This is a genomic window from Streptomyces sp. NPDC006463 (genome assembly GCF_042870715.1).
Taxonomy (GTDB): domain Bacteria; phylum Actinomycetota; class Actinomycetes; order Streptomycetales; family Streptomycetaceae; genus Streptomyces.
Genome location: NZ_JBIAHP010000002.1, coordinates 272,799 through 291,869, shown reverse-complemented (window position 1 = coordinate 291,869; position 19,071 = coordinate 272,799). Strand labels below are relative to the sequence as shown.

16 protein-coding genes are annotated in these 19,071 nt (G+C 71.3%); 8 read left to right on the top strand and 8 right to left on the bottom strand.

The genetic code is table 11. The annotated features are described in order from the left end of the window. Positions 1-162 precede the first annotated feature (162 nt). From ACFYOB_RS05130 to ACFYOB_RS05115, 4 genes are all read right to left on the bottom strand, one after another. Positions 163-1,824: an alkaline phosphatase D family protein gene (locus tag ACFYOB_RS05130; protein WP_388554689.1), complete on the bottom strand. Its 1,662-nt coding sequence runs from the start codon at positions 1,822-1,824 to the stop codon at positions 163-165. Between the two features lie 130 nt (positions 1,825-1,954). Then, positions 1,955-2,749: a DsbA family protein gene (locus tag ACFYOB_RS05125; RefSeq protein WP_388554687.1), complete on the bottom strand. Its 795-nt coding sequence runs from the start codon at positions 2,747-2,749 to the stop codon at positions 1,955-1,957. A 45-nt stretch (positions 2,750-2,794) separates the two neighbouring features. After that, the gene (locus ACFYOB_RS05120; protein WP_388554685.1) at positions 2,795-3,484 is read right to left on the bottom strand and encodes a hypothetical protein; all 690 of its coding nucleotides are present in this window, start codon (positions 3,482-3,484) and stop codon (positions 2,795-2,797) included. Between the two features lie 71 nt (positions 3,485-3,555). Then, complete coding sequence (locus tag ACFYOB_RS05115; protein WP_388555565.1) at positions 3,556-4,881, bottom strand: DUF2252 domain-containing protein; 1,326 nt, start codon at positions 4,879-4,881, stop codon at positions 3,556-3,558. Positions 4,882-5,072: 191 nt separating this feature from the next. Between ACFYOB_RS05115 and dnaE the strand changes: the two genes are divergently transcribed. After that, positions 5,073-8,615: a DNA polymerase III subunit alpha gene (dnaE, locus tag ACFYOB_RS05110; protein ID WP_388554683.1), complete on the top strand. Its 3,543-nt coding sequence runs from the start codon at positions 5,073-5,075 to the stop codon at positions 8,613-8,615. A 105-nt stretch (positions 8,616-8,720) separates the two neighbouring features. Here dnaE and ACFYOB_RS05105 read toward each other — a convergent pair whose 3' ends face one another. Next, complete coding sequence (locus ACFYOB_RS05105) at positions 8,721-8,888, bottom strand: hypothetical protein (protein WP_388554681.1); 168 nt, start codon at positions 8,886-8,888, stop codon at positions 8,721-8,723. A gap of 213 nt (positions 8,889-9,101) precedes the next feature. Here ACFYOB_RS05105 and ACFYOB_RS05100 point away from each other — a divergent pair, with 213 nt between their 5' ends. From ACFYOB_RS05100 to ACFYOB_RS05085, 4 genes are all read left to right on the top strand, one after another. Then, entirely contained in the window at positions 9,102-10,406 is a 1,305-nt protein-coding gene (locus ACFYOB_RS05100) for an NYN domain-containing protein (protein ID WP_388554679.1), read from the top strand. A 103-nt stretch (positions 10,407-10,509) separates the two neighbouring features. Further along, on the top strand, positions 10,510-11,484 hold the full coding sequence (locus ACFYOB_RS05095) for an ABC transporter ATP-binding protein (protein ID WP_388555562.1): 975 nt from the start codon (positions 10,510-10,512) through the stop codon (positions 11,482-11,484). 11 nt (positions 11,485-11,495) lie between these two features. Next, entirely contained in the window at positions 11,496-12,305 is an 810-nt protein-coding gene (locus tag ACFYOB_RS05090; protein ID WP_388555559.1) for an ABC transporter permease, read from the top strand. A gap of 34 nt (positions 12,306-12,339) precedes the next feature. After that, positions 12,340-12,984 carry a hypothetical protein gene (locus tag ACFYOB_RS05085; RefSeq protein ID WP_388554677.1) on the top strand — a complete coding sequence of 215 codons (645 nt, stop codon included), beginning with the start codon at positions 12,340-12,342 and terminating at the stop codon, positions 12,982-12,984. Between the two features lie 59 nt (positions 12,985-13,043). Here ACFYOB_RS05085 and ybaK read toward each other — a convergent pair whose 3' ends face one another. The 3 genes from ybaK to ACFYOB_RS05070 are packed head-to-tail and all read right to left on the bottom strand — an operon-like array spanning position 13,044 to position 15,931. Continuing rightward, on the bottom strand, positions 13,044-13,532 hold the full coding sequence (gene ybaK / locus ACFYOB_RS05080) for a Cys-tRNA(Pro) deacylase (RefSeq protein ID WP_388554675.1): 489 nt from the start codon (positions 13,530-13,532) through the stop codon (positions 13,044-13,046). A 3-nt stretch (positions 13,533-13,535) separates the two neighbouring features. Continuing rightward, positions 13,536-14,273, bottom strand: coding sequence for an LON peptidase substrate-binding domain-containing protein (locus tag ACFYOB_RS05075; protein WP_388554672.1), 738 nt, complete (start codon positions 14,271-14,273; stop codon positions 13,536-13,538). Between the two features lie 44 nt (positions 14,274-14,317). Further along, a complete protein-coding gene (locus ACFYOB_RS05070) occupies positions 14,318-15,931 on the bottom strand; it encodes an oxidoreductase (protein ID WP_388554669.1) in 1,614 nt (537 codons plus the stop codon). 123 nt (positions 15,932-16,054) lie between these two features. Between ACFYOB_RS05070 and hisD the strand changes: the two genes are divergently transcribed. The 3 genes from hisD to hisB are packed head-to-tail and all read left to right on the top strand — an operon-like array spanning position 16,055 to position 19,070. Continuing rightward, complete coding sequence (gene hisD / locus ACFYOB_RS05065; RefSeq protein ID WP_388554666.1) at positions 16,055-17,377, top strand: histidinol dehydrogenase; 1,323 nt, start codon at positions 16,055-16,057, stop codon at positions 17,375-17,377. After that, entirely contained in the window at positions 17,374-18,480 is a 1,107-nt protein-coding gene (locus tag ACFYOB_RS05060) for a histidinol-phosphate transaminase (RefSeq protein ID WP_388554663.1), read from the top strand. Before hisD ends, ACFYOB_RS05060 begins: the two co-directional genes overlap by 4 nt. Next, complete coding sequence (hisB, locus tag ACFYOB_RS05055) at positions 18,477-19,070, top strand: imidazoleglycerol-phosphate dehydratase HisB (protein ID WP_326591415.1); 594 nt, start codon at positions 18,477-18,479, stop codon at positions 19,068-19,070. Before ACFYOB_RS05060 ends, hisB begins: the two co-directional genes overlap by 4 nt. The last annotated feature ends 1 nt before the right edge of the window (position 19,071 follow it).

The window sequence follows — 19,071 nt, the reverse complement described above, 5'->3', positions numbered from 1 at the left end:
GGGGGGGTTTCAGGCCGAGGGATCTCCTCGGATGGCGCGAAGCTTATGTGTTCATGTCATTATCCGGTCAAGACCCTTACGTAAAAGATTTGTTGCTTCTGACGCACGAGGGGCTCCTGGTCTGCACCAGGAGCCCCTCGAAACAGCAAATTTGACGGTCTGTCAGCGAACCGGTCGGTCGGCCCGTTCCACCTTCTGGGTGCCGTTCAGCGTGCGGTACGAGCGGGCCCACGCGGAGGTGGCGTCCTGGCGGCGCTTGTCGGAGACCACGTAGTAGTCCATCTGCGAGCGCTCGGCCGTGACGTCGAGCACGCCGTATCCGTGCGCGTCCATGTCCAGCCACTTCACGTGCCAGTTGGCGGCCTTGATGGCCGACTCGGCGACCAGCGAGGCGGTGTTCTCCGGTACGTGCAGCAAGTCGTCGATGTTGTCGGAGGTCACCGAGGTGACCACGAACTCGGTCGCCGCCGTCCCCGAACCGGGGTAGGTGGCCATGTTCACCGGGACCTCGTTCGCCCAGGCCATGTGGATGTCACCGGTCAGGAACACGGTGTTCTTGATGTTCCGGTCCTTGAGGTGGCCCAGCAGCTCCTTGCGGTCGTCCGTGTACCCGTCCCACTGGTCCACGTTGACCGCTATGCCGCCTTCGGGCAGGCCGAGCAGCTTGGCGAGCGGCCCCAGCAGGTGCGCGGGCAGCGAGCCGAAGGCCACCGGCGAGATCATCACCGAGGTGCCGACCAGCTTCCAGGTCGCGTTCGAGCCCGCCAGGCCCGACTTGAGCCAGTCCAGCTGGGCGCGCCCGGTGATGGTGCGCTCCGGGTCGTCCACCGATCCGCTGCCGACCTTGACCTGCTGCGAGCGGAAGGAGCGCAGGTCGAGGAGGTGCAGGTCGGCGAGGGTGCCGAAGCGCAGCCGCCGGTAGACGGTGCCGGCGATGGAGGTGCGTACGGGCATCCACTCGAAGTACGCCTGCTTGGCGGCGGCCGCGCGGGCCGCCCACTCGCCCTCGGTGCCCGCCGTGTGGTTCTCGGCGCCGCCCGCCCAGGCGTCGTTGGCGAACTCGTGGTCGTCCCAGATGGCGATGACCGGGTGCGCGTGGTGCAGCGCCTGGAGGTCGGCGTCCGTCTTGTACTTGCCGTGCCGGATGCGGTAGTCGGCGAGCGAGACGATCTCGTTCTTCGGCTCGTGCTGGCGCACGACGTACTTCGACTCCGGGTAGCCCCCGGTCTGGTACTCGTAGATGTAGTCGCCGAGGTGCAGGATCGCGTCGAGGTCGGTACGGGCGGCCAGGTGCCGGTAGGCGGAGAAGTAGCCCGACTCCCAGTTCGCGCAGGAGACCACGCCGAAGCGGACCCCGGCGGTGGTCACGTCGTGGCCCGCGGTGGTCAGGGTGCGCCCGGCGGGGGAGACGGTGGCGCCGGCGGTGAACCGGTACCAGTACGGGGTCTGCGGCTGCAGCCCGCGCACGTCCACCTTGACCGTGTGGTCGGTGGCGGCGCTCGCGGTGGTGGTGCCGCTCGCGACGATCCGGGAGAAGGCCTTGTCCGAGGCCACCTCCCAGCCCACCTGGACGGCCGGGCCGAGGCCGGAACCGGGCACGGCCTCGGCGGTGGGGGTCACCCGGGTCCACAGCAGGATCCCGTCGGGCAGCGGGTCACCCGAGGCGACGCCGTGCAGGAAGGCCGGCGCGCCGGCGGCGGCATGGGCGGCCGAGGCACCCAGCGAGGTGAGGGGGGCCAGCGTGGCCGTGGCCGCGGCGGCGAGGACGACCGTACGGCGGCGAGGAGTTGCCGCGGCAGCGGAAGAGGAGAGATGACTGGTCACGGATGATCATATTACTGACGGGTATGGGCGTGGGAACAGGCTCGGGAATGCAACGGGCGGGCGAACTCTGGGAGTCCGCCCGCCCATTGGCCAGGCCTGTCCGGAAATGTGCCTCCGGAACGGCAGGGGCTCAGCCCTGCAGAGCCTTGTCGATCGCAGCCGTGAACGCCTCCGCCGTCTGCGGGGTGTCGATCTTCTTGCCGTCCATCTTCAGCGTGGGCGTGCCCTTCACGCTGGAGTTGTTGAAGGCCTTGGACATCTCCAGCGCCCACCGGTCGTAGGTGCCGTCCTCGACGGCCTTCTTGAACTCGGCGTTGCCCTTGAGTGCCGGGACGGTGTCCGCGACCTTCAGCAGGTAGTCGTCCTTGGCGAAGCTGTCGACGGTCTCCTCGGGGTGCAGGTCCTTGGAGTAGAGCGCGCCCTTGTAGTCGAGGAAGGCCTGCGGGCTGACGTTCAGCGCCGCGCCGAGCGCGCTCAGCGCGTTCTTCGACCCCTCGCCCTTGGCCATGTTGTCGATGAAGGTGGCACCGAAGTACTGGAGCTTGTACTTGCCCGCGTCGACGTCCTTCTTGACCTGCTCGCCGGCCGCCTGCTCGAACTGGGCGCAGGCCGGGCAGCGGGAGTCCTCGTACAGCTCCAGGGTCTTCTTCGCCTCGGCCTTGCCGATGACGACCGTGGTGCCGTCCTCGCCCTCGGTGTTCTTGGGCTTGACCAGCGCGGCCTTGGCGGCCTTCTCCCAGTGGCCGGGCTGGTTGGACTGCACGACCGCGTAGCCGACGCCGCCGGCCAGGGCGAGTACGGCGAGGACCGCGCCCGCCACGATCACCTGGCGGCGCACCTTGTCCTTTTTCGCCTGCGCCTCGCGCTCGGCGCGCAGCCGCTCGCGGGCCGCCGCCTTGTTGGCCTGGCTGTTGCGTGAACTCATCATGATCTCCGTGGGGTGTGACGTGTCAGGGGTGCCGTACGTGCGTCAGGCGCTCGCGAGCGCGCCCGGCACGGGAGGTCCCCGCCGTCCCACGGAGTGTGCGGGGAAGCGCGTACGGGCCACCGTGCCCGGCCGGACCGGCCGCGGCGCCCGCCGCGCGGGGCCGGCGGCGACCGGCGCCCCGGCCTCCGTCAGCAGCAGCGGCCGGAACGCGAACGCGGCCAGCGCGCGCAGCAGCCGGGCCAGCGCCCGTTCGCCGTGGTGGAGCCAGCCGGCGGCGAGCAGCCCGACCGAGACGTGGGCGGCGAGCAGCAGCCAGGGCGCCCACGGCCCGGGCGCCGAAAGCAGCGCGGCCGGATCGGCGGCGGGCCCGGCCACCTCGGCCAGCGGCCCGCCCACCGGCGTCCCGCCGCACAGCTCGTCCAGGCCCAGGGCGCGCAGCGGGCCCGAGACCGGGCCGCCGGCGGGGCCGTAACAGACGTGCTGTCCGGCGGTGAAGACGGTGTCGGCGGCCAGCTCCAGCGGGACGAGCAGCGCCGCGATCGGGCCGAAGCCGCGCTCGCGGCCCGCCAGCGCGTAGGAGACGGTGAACACGGCGGCGAAGGCCCCGCCCGCCAGCGCGGGCGGCAGCGGCACCCGGGACATGAGGACGTGTGAGCCCGCCGAGAGCAGCACCACGAGCGCGCTGAACAGCGCGGCCCGCAGCCCTCGTAGCCTCACCCCTGATATGTCCATCGCCGCGAGTCTGCCACGCGTCCCTGTGAAAGCGGCCCGCAGGTCCCGTTCCCGCCTGGATCACCCCGCCCTTATGGCGTGAGCCGGCCGTTGCGGAAGAGGTCCACGAAGATCTGGTGGTCGGCGCGCGCCCGGGCCCCGTACGCGTGGGCGAAGTCCACGAGCAGCCGGGCGAAGCCCTCCTCGTCGGCCGCGATGGCTGCGTCGATGGCCCGCTCGGTGGAGAAGGGGACCAGCGAGTGGCCGCTCTCGGCCTCGTCCGCCGCCGAGTGCATGGTCGCCGTGGCCCGGCCGAGGTCCGCGACGACGGCGGCGATCTCCTCCGGGTCGTCCAGGTCCGACCAGTCCAGGTCCACCGCGTACGGGGAGACCTCCGCCACCAGCTGACCCGAGCCGCCCAGCTCGGTCCAGCCCAGCCACGGGTCGGCATGCGCCTGGAGCGCCCGCTGGGAGATCACCGTGCGGTGTCCCTCGTGCTGGAAGTACTCCCGCACCGCACGGTCGGTGATGTGCCGGGAGACCGCCGGGGTCTGCGCCTGCTTGAGGTAGATCACGACGTCGTTCTCCAGGGCGTCGCTGTGCCCCTCCAGCAGGATGTTGTACGAGGGCAGGCCGGCCGAGCCGATGCCGACGCCACGGCGGCCCACGACGTCCTTGACCCGGTAGGAGTCGGGCCGTACGAGCGACTCGTCGGGCAGGGTCTCCAGGTACCCGTCGAAGGCGGAGAGCACCTTGTAGCGGGTGGCCGCGTCCAGTTCGATGGTGCCCGGGCCCGGGGTGAAGCGGCGCTCGAAGTCGCGGATCTCCGTCATCGAGTCCAGGAGCGAGAAGCGGGTGCGGGCGCGGGCCGAGCGCAGCGCGTCCAGCAGCGGGCCCTCGGCCGTGTCGAGGGTGAAGGAGGGCACCTCCTCGTTCTTGGCCCCGGCGGCCAAGTGGTGGATCCGCTCCCGGTAGGCGCCCGCGTAGACGCGGACGAGCTCGCTGATCTGGTCGTCGCTGAGAGCCTTGGTGTAGCCGATCAGGGCGACGGAGGCGGCGAACCGCTTGAGGTCCCAGGTGAAGGGGCCGACGTAGGCCTCGTCGAAGTCGTTGACGTTGAAGACCAGCCGGCCGTTCGAGTCCATGTACGTGCCGAAGTTCTCCGCGTGGAGATCGCCGTGGATCCACACCCGGCCGGTCCGCTCGTCCAGGTACGGGCCGCCGTGGCGGTCGCGCTCCAGGTCCGCGTAGAAGAGGCAGGCCGTGCCCCGGTAGAAGGCGAAGGCGGAAGCCGCCATCTTCCGGAATTTGACCTGGAAGGCAGCGGGGTCGGCGGCGAGGAGCTCACCGAACGCGGTGTCGAAGACGTCGAGTATCTGCTCGGCGCGCTGCTCGTCGGTCGTCTCGGGAACCGCCATGGCCGGTGCCTCCTGGTGGTGCGGGGTGGATCGCTTGCCGATCACGTATCTGATCCGGAGGGGCTCGGACAGGTGTCCTTCCTCTCTGGCTCTGCAACGGATGAAGGTACCGGTCGGTGCCCCGGATGTGTCACCCGGGAGACGTAGGATTCAGAGCTGCCGCCCCTCTCTCCCCCCGGAGGACTCCCACCGTGACCAAGCCGCCGTTCACGCACCTGCACGTCCACACCCAGTACTCGCTGCTGGACGGTGCCGCGCGGCTGAAGGACATGTTCAACGCGTGCAACGAGATGGGCATGACGCACATCGCCATGTCCGACCACGGCAACCTCCACGGGGCCTACGACTTCTTCCACACCGCCCAGAAGGCCGGGATCACGCCGATCATCGGCATCGAGGCGTACGTCGCCCCCGAGTCCCGGCGCAACAAGCGCCGCATCCAGTGGGGCCAGCCGCACCAGAAGCGGGACGACGTCTCCGGTTCCGGTGGTTACACCCACAAGACGATCTGGGCGTCGAACGCCACCGGCCTGCACAACCTCTTCCGGCTCTCCTCCGACGCGTATGCCGAGGGCTGGCTCACCAAGTGGCCGCGCATGGACAAGGAGACCATCAGCAAGTGGTCCGAGGGGCTGATCGCCTCCACCGGCTGCCCCTCCGGCGAGCTCCAGACCAGGCTGCGCCTCGGCCAGTTCGACGAGGCCCTGAAGTCGGCCTCCGAGTACCAGGACATCTTCGGCAAGGACCGGTACTTCCTGGAGCTGATGGACCACGGCATCGAGATCGAGCGCCGGGTCCGCGACGGGCTGCTGGAGATCGGCAAGAAGCTCGGCATCCCGCCGCTGGTGACGAACGACTCGCACTACACGTACGCGAGCGAGGCCGGCGCCCACGACGCCCTGCTCTGCATCCAGACCGGCAAGAACCTCTCGGACCCGGACCGCTTCCGCTTCGACGGAACCGGCTACTACCTGAAGTCGACCGACGAGATGTACGCGATCGACTCCTCGGACGCCTGGCAGGAGGGCTGCGCCAACACGAAGCTGGTCGCGGACCAGATCGACACCGAGGGCATGTTCAAGTTCCGGAACCTGATGCCGAAGTTCGACATCCCGGACGGCTACACCGAGGTCACCTGGTTCCGCGAGGAGACCATGCGCGGCATGCACCGCCGCTACCCCGGAGGCATTCCGGACGACCGGATGAAGCAGGCCGAGTACGAGATGGACACGATCATCTCGATGGGCTTCCCCGGCTACTTCCTCGTGGTCGCCGACTTCATCATGTGGGCCAAGAACCAGGGCATCGCGGTCGGTCCGGGACGAGGCTCCGCGGCAGGCTCGATCGTCGCGTACGCCATGGGCATCACCGACCTCGACCCGCTCACCCACGGCCTGATCTTCGAGCGCTTCCTGAACCCCGAGCGCGTCTCCATGCCCGATGTCGACATCGACTTCGACGAGCGCAGGCGCGTCGAGGTGATCCGGTACGTGACCGAGAAGTACGGCGCCGACAAGGTCGCCATGATCGGCACGTACGGCACGATCAAGGCCAAGAACGCGATCAAGGACTCCGCGCGCGTGCTGGGCTACCCGTACGCCATGGGCGACCGGCTCACCAAGGCCATGCCCGCCGACGTCCTCGGCAAGGGCATCCCGCTCTCCGGCATCCTCGACCCCTCGCACCCCCGCTACGGCGAGGCCGGCGAGATCCGCGGGATGTACGAGAACGAGCCCGACGTGAAGAAGGTCATCGACACCGCCCGCGGTGTGGAGGGCCTGGTCCGCCAGATGGGCGTGCACGCCGCCGGCGTGATCATGTCCAGCGAGACGATCACCGACCACGTGCCCGTCTGGGTGCGGCACACCGACGGCGTCACCATCACCCAGTGGGACTACCCGAGCTGCGAGTCGCTCGGCCTGCTGAAGATGGACTTCCTCGGCCTGCGCAACCTCACGATCATGGACGACGCCGTCAAGATGGTGAAGGCCAACAAGGGGATCGACATCGATCTCCTGGCCCTGCCGCTCGACGACCCCAAGACCTTCGAACTGCTCGGCCGCGGTGACACCCTCGGCGTCTTCCAGTTCGACGGCGGCCCCATGCGCTCGCTGCTGCGCCTGATGAAGCCCGACAACTTCGAGGACATCTCCGCCGTCTCGGCCCTGTACCGGCCGGGCCCGATGGGCATGAACTCGCACACGAACTACGCCCTGCGCAAGAACAAGCAGCAGGAGATCACCCCGATCCACCCGGAGCTGGAGGAGCCCCTCGAAGAGGTGCTCGCGGTCACCTACGGCCTGATCGTGTACCAGGAGCAGGTGCAGAAGGCCGCCCAGATCATCGCCGGGTACTCGCTCGGCGAGGCCGACATCCTGCGCCGCGTGATGGGCAAGAAGAAGCCCGAGGAGCTGGCGAAGAACTTCGTCATCTTCCAGGAGGGCGCCAAGAAGAACGGCTACAGCGACCAGGCCATCCAGGCCCTGTGGGACGTCCTGGTCCCCTTCGCCGGCTACGCCTTCAACAAGGCGCACTCGGCCGCGTACGGACTGGTCTCGTACTGGACCGCCTACCTCAAGGCGAACTTCCCGGCCGAGTACATGGCCGGCCTGCTCACCTCGGTCAAGGACGACAAGGACAAGTCCGCGATCTACCTGAACGAGTGCCGCCGGATGGGCATCAAGGTCCTTCCGCCGAACGTGAACGAGTCCGAGCCGAACTTCGCCGCCCAGGGTGACGACGTGATCCTCTTCGGCCTCACCGCAGTGCGCAACGTGGGCCAGAACGTCGTCGAGTCGATCATCAAGACCAGGAAGGCCAAGGGGAAGTTCTCCTCCTTCCCCGACTTCCTGGACAAGGTCGAGGCCGTCGTCTGCAACAAGCGGACCGTCGAGTCGCTGATCAAGGCCGGCGCCTTCGACGAGATGGGCCACACCCGCAAGGGCCTGGTCGCCCACCACGAGTCGATGATCGACAACGTGGTCGCGGTCAAGCGCAAGGAGGCCGAGGGCCAGTTCGACCTCTTCGGCGGAATGGGCGACGAGGGCGCGAGCGACGAGCCGGGCTTCGGCCTCGACGTCGAGTTCTCCGACGTCGAGTGGGAGAAGTCCTACCTGCTCGCCCAGGAGCGCGAGATGCTCGGCCTCTACGTCTCCGACCACCCGCTCTTCGGCCTGGAGCACGTCCTCTCCGACAAGACGGACGCCGGGATCTCCCAGCTGACCGGCGGCGAGCACTCGGACGGCGCCGTCGTCACCATCGGCGGCATCATCTCGGGCCTCCAGCGCAAGATGACCAAGCAGGGCAACGCCTGGGCCATCGCCACCGTCGAGGACCTCGCCGGCTCCATCGAGTGCATGTTCTTCCCCGCGACCTACCAGCTCGTCTCCACCCAGCTGGTCGAGGACACCGTCGTCTTCGTCAAGGGCCGCCTCGACAAGCGCGAGGACGTGCCCCGCCTGGTCGCCATGGAGATGATGGTCCCCGACCTCTCCTCGGCCGGCACCAACGCCCCGGTGGTCCTCACCATCCCCACCGTCAAGGTCACTCCGCCGATGGTGACCCGACTGGGGGAGATCCTGCGCCACCACAAGGGCAACACCGAGGTACGGATCAAGCTCCAAGGGCCGCGGACCACCACGGTGCTGCGTCTCGACAGGCACCGGGTCCAGCCCGACCCCGCCCTCTTCGGCGACCTCAAGGTGCTGCTCGGCCCGTCCTGCCTGGCCGGATAGGGCCGGACGGGGCAGGTCGGGGCAGGTCTGGGGGTGCACCGCGTACGGAAGGGCCTGCCCGGCATCGCCGGGCAGGCCCTTTTCCGGTCACGGGACGCGAAGGCGTCAGTTGTGGCCGAACTTCTTCGTCTTGCTCTTGTGGGCCATGTCCATCGGACTCGGCGCCTGCGAGGTCGAGCCGGGCGAGGATTCCGAGGAGCTGCGCGACGGGTCCGACGCGGACGAACGGGCCTGCTGCTGCTTCGGCTGCTTCTGCTGCTTGTTCTTGGCCATGGTGGAGCCTCCGTGAGGGTCTAGGGGCCAGGACCGCCTTCACACTCACACAACGCCAGAAATCGCGCATTTTGGATCATTACCGCGCGTAGTCGGAGCCCGTCTCCTTCCCGCCTGTGAGATCCGCCACGCCGATGATCGAGTTCCGGCCGTCAACACCCTTGCGGTCGGGCAGACTCGGGGAAAACCTATCGAGGACCCCCAGGGAAGAGGGTGGTACGCGTGGACCGCTGCGTCGTCCTGGTGGACGCCGGCTATCTGCTGGGCGCCGCCGCGAGCCTTCTCGCAGGAGAGCCCTCCCGATCCCGCATCACCGTCGACCATGCCGCCCTCATCCAGGGCCTGCGTGAGCGCGCCGAAGCGGATACCGAGCAGCCCCTGCTGCGCATCTACTGGTTCGACGGGGCACCAGACCGGGTGCCGCAGCCCGAGCACCGGCGGCTGCGCGTGATGCCCCGCGTCACCGTCCGCCTCGGCGCCCTGACCCGCAGCGACGGCCGCTGGGCGCAGAAGGGCGTCGACGCCGCCATGCACGCGGAACTCACAGAGCTGGCCCGCAACCGCGCCTGCTCCGACGTGGTCCTGGTGACCGGCGACGGAGACCTGCTGCCCGGCCTGATGTCCGCCAAGGAGCACGGGGTCGCCGTCCACCTGTGGGCCGTACAGGCCGCCGACGGGGACTACAACCAGTCCGAGGACCTCGTCGCGGAGGCCGACGAACGCCGCGTCCTCGACCGGGCCTGGATCACCCGGGCCGTCCGTGCCAAGGACCTCACCGGGCTGTGCTCCCCGCCGCCCGCCCCGCGCCCCGAAATCGCCGCCATCCTCTCCGCCCCGCTGCCCGAGGCGGCGCTCGCCGAAGCCGCCCGCAACGGCTCCGCCGACGCCCGGGAGGACGAGGCCGACGGAGCCCCCGTACCCGCGCCCGCCACCCCCGGGGGCCGGGCCGTGCCCACGCCCAAGGACCTGGCCGGCTCGCTGCGCGCACCCGGGCAGCAGGCCGCGCCCGCCTCCAACGGGAGCCAGCCCCCCGCCGGCAGCGCCCTGCGGTGGTCCTCCGACAAGGGCTGGATCGACCGCGCCGGACCGCTCGGCGAACCCGCCGAGACCGCCTCGCTGCCCACCCTCGCCCAGCTCACCAGCGCCGAGCAGCGCTGGGCCGACCGGGAGGAGGACATCACCACCGTCGGCGGCGACCCGTTCGAGGTGGGACAGGTGTTCGCCCGGCGCTGGATGGAGCGGCTCCCGGAGACCGTCCACCTGCAGAAGCTGGCCACGATGTACCCGCGCATCCCGCACCGGATCGACGGGGAGCTGCTGCGCTACGCCGCCCGGTTCGGGCTGCTCGCGCACAAGGACGACCAGATCGACGAGCACGACCGCTACGCCATCCGCGCCGGTTTCTGGCGGGAGATCGACGTCCGGGCGGCCGCCGAACACGTGGCCGCCGTACCGGCCGCGGTGCCGGGATCACCGCCCCTGGGAGCGGCCGCGCCGTCGACCCCGGCGGCCGAGTAGGGGCGGGAGCCGCGTAGGCTGCTCCCTCGTGAGTACGGGCACAGCACAGGCAGGACCCCGCGGGACGCCGGAGACGGCGGCAACAGCGGCAGCGGCCTCCGACGTGGTCTGCGCCGTGCGTGACCTGGTGAAGACGTATCCCGCCGTACGGGGCCGGCGCGGGGCTCCGGCCCTGCCCGAGACCCGTGCCAACGACGGCGTGTCCCTGGACGTCCGGCGCGGCGAGATCTTCGGTCTGCTCGGCCCCAACGGCGCCGGCAAGTCCACCCTGGTCCGCCAGCTCACCGGGCTGATGCGCCCCGACGCGGGCACCGTGACCCTGCTCGGCCACGACCTCGTACGCCACCCCGGGCGTGCGGCGCGACTGCTCGCCTACCTGGGGCAGGAGTCCACCGCGCTGGACGAGCTCACCGTGTCGCTGGCCGCCGAGACCACCGGCCGGCTGCGCGGGCTCGACGCCCGGGCGGCGCGGGCGGCGCGTGACGCCGTACTGGAGGAGCTCGGGCTGACCGCCCTCGCCGGGCGGCCCCTGAAGAAGCTTTCCGGCGGACAGCGGCGCCTGGCCTGCTTCGCCGCCGCGCTGGTGGGGGAGCGGCCGGTACTGGTCCTCGACGAGCCGACCACCGGCATGGACCCGGTGGCCCGCCGCGCGGTGTGGTCCGCCGTGGACCGGCGGCGCGAGCAGCACGGCGCCACCGTCCTGCTCGTCACCCACAACGTCATCGAGGCCGAGACGGTCCTCGACCGCGTCGCCGTCATCGACCAGGGCAGGGTCATCGCCTGCGACACCCCGGCCGGACTGAAGGCCAAGGTCTCGGGCGAGGTCCGGCTGGAGCTGGTGTGGCGGTCCGTCCCGCCGCTGGAGGTTCCGCAGGTCGCGGCGCTCGCCCCGCTGGCCACCGAGTCGGGGCGCCGCTGGGTGCTGCGGCTGCCGCCCGAGGAGGCGCGCGCGGCGGTGGCCGCCGTCACCGGGGGGCCGGCCTTCGCCGCCCTCGACGATTTCACGCTGGCGACACCGAGCCTGGAGGACGTCTACCTGGCGCTGGGCGGGCGGATGAAGGGTCTGGTCAAGTCGTGACTACCGCTGCCGTGGGCACCGCGGGTGCCGTGGGCGCCGCGGGCGCCGTGCCCGCCGAGTGTGCTCCCGCCGAGCTGGCTGCGAAGGCGCGGTTCTTCCCCGCGCTGGCCGCCGTGTACCGGGCGCAGCTGTCCCGGGCCCGGGTGGCGCGGATCCCGCTGCTGTTCGTGGCCACCTTCCAGTCCGTCGGGATCATGATCCTGATGCGGGGGGTGGTGGACGGGGGCTCCGAGGCCCGGGCCGTCGTGGCCGGCTCCTCCGTCCTCGTCGTGGCCTTCGTGGCGCTGAACCTGCTCGCTCAGTACTTCGGGCAGCTGCGGGCGGGCGGCGGCCTCGACCACTACGCCACCCTGCCGGTGCCGCCCGCGTCGGTGGTGCTGGGCGCGGCCGCCGCGTACGCCTCCTTCACGCTGCCGGGGACCCTGGTCACCGCCGTCTTCGGGTCCGTGCTCTTCGGGCTGCCGATGGGCGGCCTGTGGATCCTGGTCGCGGTGGTGCCGCTCGCCGGGGCCGCGCTGGCCGGGCTCGGCGCGGCGCTGGGGCTGCTGGCGCCGCGGCAGGAGCTGGCCACCCTGGCCGGGCAGCTCGGCATGTCGGCGGCGCTGCTGCTGGGGGTGCTGCCCCCCGAGCGGATGCCGGAGGTGATCGTGTGGGCGCGGGACCTGCTGCCTTCCACGTACGGGGTGGAGGCGTTCGCACGGACCTTCGCCCCGGATCCGGACTGGGCCGCGGTCGCCTTCGACCTCGGCGTGTGCGGGGCCGTCGGGGTCCTGTCGCTGGCCGTCGCCACCTGGGCGTACCGGCGGGCGGCGGTCCGCTGACGCCGACGGCGGACGCACCTGGCACGATGTGGGGGTGACCGAAGCCGTGACCCCGTCGTCTCCTCTCGACCCGCCCTCGCTCCCGCCCGAGAAGCCGGGGGCCGATGCGGCCATCGCCCCGCAGGACATCCGGGACGGGGCCGTCGTCGCCCTGGCGGTCGGGGTCGCGGGCCTGCTCCTCGGACTGCTGTGGGTGTGGCTGGCGCCACGGGTGCAGTACGTCTCCAACGGCGAGGCGGTGTTCCTGCGCAACAGCGAGAGCGAGGCGCGGATCGGGGCCGACGGGACCTTCTTCCTGCTGTCGGCGGGGCTGGGCGTACTGAGCGCCGTCGCCGTCTTCCTGTGGCGCCGGCGCGGCGGTGTGCCGCTGGTGATCGGGCTCGGGCTCGGGTCCCTCTTCGCCGCGCTGGTGGGGTGGCGGTTCGGGCTGTGGCTGGGGCCGTCCTCGGACCTGCCGGCCGCCGCGCTGAAGGCGGGGAAGGGCGTCCCGTTCGACGCGCCGCTGCAGATGCTGGCGCACGGGGTGCTGCTGGTCTGGCCGATGACGGCCGTCCTGGTGCACCTGGGCCTGACCGCCCTCTGGTCCCCGCGGGACCCGGACCCGGAGCCCGCCTGGGCCGTCTACCCGCCGCCGCACGTCCACGCCGACCCGACCGCGCCGGAGCCCCCGCGAACCTGACCCGCCGCAGGCGGTGGCCGGGGAGGGCGGAGCCCCTGACAGCGGCGGCGCCGCAGACGTTACGGGCGGGCGATCGGGGCCAGCGTGGCGCCGGTCAATTCGGCCAGGGCCGACGGGGAGAGCTCGACCTCCAGGCCGCGGCGGCCCGCCGAGCAGCAGATGGTCGGGTGGTCGCAGGCCGAGGCGTCGATCACCGTGCGCAGGCGCTTGCGCTGGCCGAGCGGGGAGATGCCGCCCCGGACGTAGCCCGTCGTGCGTTCCGCCAGGGCGGGATCGGCCATCACCGCCCGCTTGCCGCCCACCGCCGAGGCGAGGGCCTTCAGGTCCAGCGAGCCCGAGACCGGGACCACCGCCACCGTCAGGACTCCGTCCACCTCCGCGACGAGAGTCTTGAAGACCCGGTCGGGTGAGACGCCCATCGCCGAGGCGGCTTCCTCGCCGTACGAGGGATGCGCAGGGTCGTGCTCGTAGGCGTGCGTGGTGAACTCGGCGCCCGCCGCGGTGAGGGCCACGATGGCCGGGGTCCCGGCCGGTTTCTTCTTCGCCATCGGTCAGTTCGGGCTCGTCGGGGTACGGGTCAGGTCCACCGCGGGCAGCGAGGGCAGGTGGCGGATCACCGCGGTCTCCGTGCGCAGCAGCTTGAGCTCCTCCGCCAGGCGGGTCGCCGTGTCCGGGGCCTGGAGCAGCCGCTGCTTCGCCGGGATGTCCAGCACCGCCGCCGCTGCCACCAGGTACGAGACCACCGACGGCTCGTCGGGGAGTTCCGCGCCGGTCAGGGACCGCTCGCGGGCTCCGGCCAGCCGCTTCTGGTAGTTGCGGAAGGCCCGCAGCACCCCTTCGGCCAGGGCCCCCGCGCCCTCGCCCGCCTCCTCCGGGAGCTCTTCCAGCTCCGCCGTGAGGAAGGGGCCCGAGGCGTCGACCGAGATCAGCCGGACCCGTGAGGTGCCCGTCGCGAGGACCTCGTAGCTGCCGTCCTCCCGCTCCCGGATCGTCGCCGCGTCCGCGATGCAGCCCACGCGGTGGAAGGCCTGGACCGGGTCCGGGCCGAAGCCCGCCGCGGGGCCGCGCTCGGGCAGGGCCGTCTGGTCGGGCAGGCCGGGCGCGGTCGGGGCGACCTCGCGGCCGTCGCGGATGGCGACGACCGCGAAACGGCGCGGCTCGTCCTCGCCCGTCTTCAGCAGCTCGCGCATCATGGCGCGATAACGCTCCTCGAAGATGTTCAGCGGGAGGACGAGTCCCGGGAACAGCACCGAGTTCAGGGGGAAGAGGGGCAGGCGAACGGTGGTCACGAGGCACAGGGTAATGGCCGCGGGCCGACCCGCCCTATCCCCCGTCACCCCCGCCGCAGCAGCCGCGACGCGCCCGCCGCCACCGTGGTGGCCAGGATCCACCCGAGCAGGACCAGGGCCGCCGCTCCCCACTGCCAGCCGCCCTCCACCTTCCACTGGCCCTGCTGACCGAGGTCGATCACCGGGAGCAGGAGGTCCAGGGCGTACAGGGCGGCGTCCCACGTCGGATGCTCGTCCGCCTTGATCGGGGGCGGCCGGTGCTGGGAGAACAACATTGCGCCCGCCGCCCACAGGACCAGCATCCACAGCGCGGCCCGGCCCGGGCGGTACCCGTAGACCACCGTCCAGTCCTGGACGTAGCCCCAGGCCCTGGCCGCGGGAGGCAGGGTGGCCCGGCGGCGGCGCTGCTTGGCCAGCAGCACCTCGCGGGCGTCCGCGTCCTCACCGCTGGCGCGCAGTACGGCGGCCAGCCGCTCGTACGGCTCCGGCGAGTACTCGGGCGTGGCCGCCTCCACCCACGCCAGCCGGCGGGACAGGGGGAAGTGGCCCCGGGGGGCGAGGTTCTCGTAGACGAAGCCCTCGATCGACACCCCGCCCGGCCCCGGCCAGCTGGTGGAGGTGTCGACGAGCTTGACCACCTTGGACCCCGACACCACGACCCTGCCGTGCTCGGGCCGCTCGCCGACGAAGCGGAACTCGGGGGTCTGGATCCGGCGCAGGGATATCTCCTGCTCGTCGGTGAGCACGAAGCGCGCCCCGTAGAAGTCGATGGCGTCACCGAAGCGGCCGTCGTCCATCCGCAGCCCGCCCCGGCACTCGAAGCGCTGCGAGGGCTGACCGCGCGTCGGCGTCAGCCCCAGTCCGTACGGGGGAGTGGAGGAGTTCGACCCGGGGACGTAGTCCAGGGCGATCGAGGTCAGGTACAGGGTCCGCTCGACGGTCAGCTGCGGCGCGTTCAGCGCGTACCGCCCGTTCGGGTTGCGCAGGCGGGCCCCGCGCAGGTTCATCGACACGCCGACCTTCGCGCCGCGCAGGCTCACCTCGCCGTACGTCTCCAGCAGCTCGCCCTGGAAGTCCTGCGCCACCGACATCCCGTCGGCGGCGATCGCCCGGCCCTTGGAGTCCTTCTGCACCACTGCCTGGCTGATCAGCAGGTCGGTGCCGATCTGCGCGTCGGTCAGCCGGATGCCCCGGGCCACCCGGCAGCGCGGCATGTGCAGATCGCCCTCGGTGTGCAGGCGGGCCGCCTCCAGCCGGGGGATCGCGCAGTTCACCAGGCGCAGGGTGCCGAACCGGGCCTCGGACAGCTGGATCTCGCTGTCGAAGCTGCAGGACTGCAGCTCCACGTACGGGCTCACGGTGCCCCCGGACAGGTCGAGCCGCCCGGTGATCCGTACGCCGCGCAGCTTCAGCGAGGCCACCCGGCCCGGCACGGGCGGCGGCCCGTGGAGCAGCAGCAGCGCCACCACCCGGGCACGCACGCTGCGCTCGGGGCCCCAGACGTGCCGGCCGTGCGGATCGTCCCGGTCGCCGATGCGGACGCTGAGGTCGCAGACGCTGCCCGTGCGGTACGCGGTCCACATGCGGCGCTCGGAGGCGGAGAGGTCGGCCGGCTCCTCGCCCACGCGTTCCTCGGTACCCGCGCGTGCGTCGGTCATGGCGGCCCCCCTCCGCTGTCATACGTGTAGATCCAAGCTAACGGGCGCCTGTGACATCCGGGGCGTGTATCAGCCAGTGATACGGGCGAACGGTGGCGCGAGACGGTCTGAGAGAATTGGGGGGTGATCTCTCGTATCGACCTGCGCGGTGACGCCCTTCCCGAGGGCGGCGCCCTGCGCGACCTGCTGCCCCGTGCCGAGTTCGACGTAGAAGCTGCCCTGGACAAGGTGCGGCCCATCTGCGAGGACGTCCATCATCGTGGCACGGCGGCGCTGATCGAGTACGCGCAGAAGTTCGACGGGGTGACGCTGGAGCAGGTCAGGGTGCCGGCCGAGGCCCTCAAGACCGCCCTCGACGAGCTCGACCCCGCCGTCCGCGCCGCCCTGGAGGAGTCGATCCGGCGCGCCCGGATCGTGCACCGGGGCCAGCGCCGCACCGAGCACACCACCCAGGTGGTCCCCGGCGGCACGGTGACCGAGAAGTGGGTTCCGGTGGAGCGCGTGGGGCTGTACGCCCCGGGCGGCCGCTCGGTCTACCCGTCCTCCGTCGTGATGAACGTCGTACCGGCACAGGAGGCGGGCGTCGAGTCGATCGCGCTGGCCTCCCCGCCGCAGAAGGAGTTCGGCGGCCTGCCGCACCCGACGATCCTCGCCGCGTGCGCGCTGCTCGGCGTGGACGAGGTGTACGCGGCGGGCGGCGCCGTGGCCGTCGCGATGTTCGCGTACGGCACGGAGGACTGCCTGCCCGTCAACATGGTGACCGGCCCCGGCAACATCTGGGTCGCCGCCGCGAAGCGCTACTTCACCGGCAAGATCGGCATCGACACCGAGGCCGGCCCGACCGAGATCGCGGTCCTCGCCGACTCCACCGCCGACCCGGTGCACGTGGCCGCCGACCTGATCAGCCAGGCCGAGCACGACCCGCTGGCCGCGGCCGTCCTCGTCACGGACTCCGCCGAGCTCGCGGACGCCGTCGAGCGCGAGCTGGAGCCGCAGGTCGCGGCGTCCAAGCACGTCCACGACCGGATCAAGCCGGCCCTCGCGGGCAAGCAGTCCGCGATCGTGCTGGTCGACAGCCTGGAGGACGGCCTCAAGGTCGTCGACGCGTACGGCGCCGAGCACCTGGAGATCCAGACGGCCGACGCCGCCGCCTGGGCCGCCCGCGTACGCAACGCCGGCGCGATCTTCGTCGGCCCGTGGGCCCCGGTCTCGCTCGGCGACTACTGCGCCGGTTCGAACCACGTGCTGCCCACCGGCGGCTGCGCCTGCCACTCCTCCGGCCTGTCCGTGCAGTCCTTCCTGCGCGGCATCCACATCGTCGACTACACCCGCGAGGCCCTCGCCGAGGTCACCCACCACGTGGTGACGCTGGCCGAGGCCGAGGACCTGCCCGCGCACGGCGCCGCCCTGAAGGCGCGCTTCGGATGGAAGGTCCCCCAGGCGTGACCGGAATCGACGACCTCCCCATCCGGGACGAACTGCGCGGCAAGACCCCGTACGGCGCCCCGCAGCTCGACGTGCCCGTCCAGCTGAACACCAACGAGAACCCGTACGAGCTGCCCGAGGAGCTGGTCCGGCGCATCGCCGAGCGCGTCGCCGACGCCGCCCGCACCCTCAACCGCTACCCCGACCGGGACGCGGTCGAGCTGCGCACCCAGCTGGCCGCCTACCTCACCCGTACGGCCAAGCACCCGGTCGCGCGGGAGAACGTATGGGCCGCCAACGGCTCCAACGAGGTCATCCAGCAGCTGCTGCAGACCTTCGGCGGGCCCGGCCGCACCGCGATCGGCTTCGAGCCCTCGTACTCGATGCACGCGCTGATCTCCCGGGGCACCGGCACCGGCTGGATCTCCGGCCCGCGCCGGGACGACTTCACGATCGACGTGGCGGCGGCGGAGCAGGCGATCGCCGAGAACGCCCCCGACGTCGTCTTCATCACCTCGCCCAACAACCCCACGGGCACGGCGGTCGGGGCCGAGACGGTCCTCGCCCTGTACGAGGCCGCGCAGGCGGCCAAGCCGTCCCTGGTCGTCGTGGACGAGGCGTACGTGGAGTTCAGCCACCGCGACTCGCTGCTGCCCCTCATCGAGGGCCGGCCGAACCTGGTGGTCTCCCGGACCATGTCCAAGGCCTTCGGCGCCGCCGGACTGCGCCTGGGATACCTGGCCGCGCACCCCGCCGTGGTCGACGCCGTCCAGCTGGTGCGCCTGCCGTACCACCTGTCGGCCGTCACCCAGGCGACCGCGCTGGCCGCCCTGGAACACACCGACACCCTGCTCGGCTACGTCGAGCAGCTCAAGGCCGAGCGGGACCGGCTCGTCGTCGAACTGCGGGCCATCGGCTACGAGGTCACCGAGTCCGACGCGAACTTCATCCAGTTCGGCAGGTTCGAGGACTCCCACACCGCCTGGCAGAAGATCCTCGACCAGGGTGTCCTGGTCCGGGACAACGGCGTACCGGGCTGGCTGCGGGTCACCGCGGGCACCCCGGCCGAGAACGACGCGTTCCTGGAAGCGGTTCGCGCACTGAAGAAGGAGCAGCACGCATGAGCCGCATCGGACGGGTCGAACGGACCACGAAGGAGACCTCGGTCGTCGTCGAGATAAACCTCGACGGCACCGGCCAGGTCGACGTCTCGACGGGCGTGGGCTTCTACGACCACATGCTCGACCAGCTCGGCCGCCACGGCCTCTTCGACCTCACCGTCAAGACCGACGGCGACCTGCACATCGACACCCACCACACCATCGAGGACACCGCCCTCGCGCTCGGCGCCGCCTTCAAGCAGGCCCTCGGCGACAAGGTGGGCATCTACCGCTTCGGCAACTGCACCGTGCCGCTCGACGAGTCCCTCGCCCAGGTCACCGTCGACCTGTCCGGCCGCCCCTACCTCGTGCACACCGAGCCCGAGAACATGGCGCCGATGATCGGCACCTACGACACGACGATGACCCGGCACATCTTCGAGTCCTTCGTCGCGCAGGCCCAGATCGCCCTGCACATCCACGTCCCGTACGGACGCAACGCCCACCACATCGTGGAGTGCCAGTTCAAGGCGCTCGCGCGCGCCCTGCGCTACGCGGCCGAGTTCGACCCGCGCGCGGCCGGCATCCTGCCCTCCACGAAGGGCGCCCTCTAAC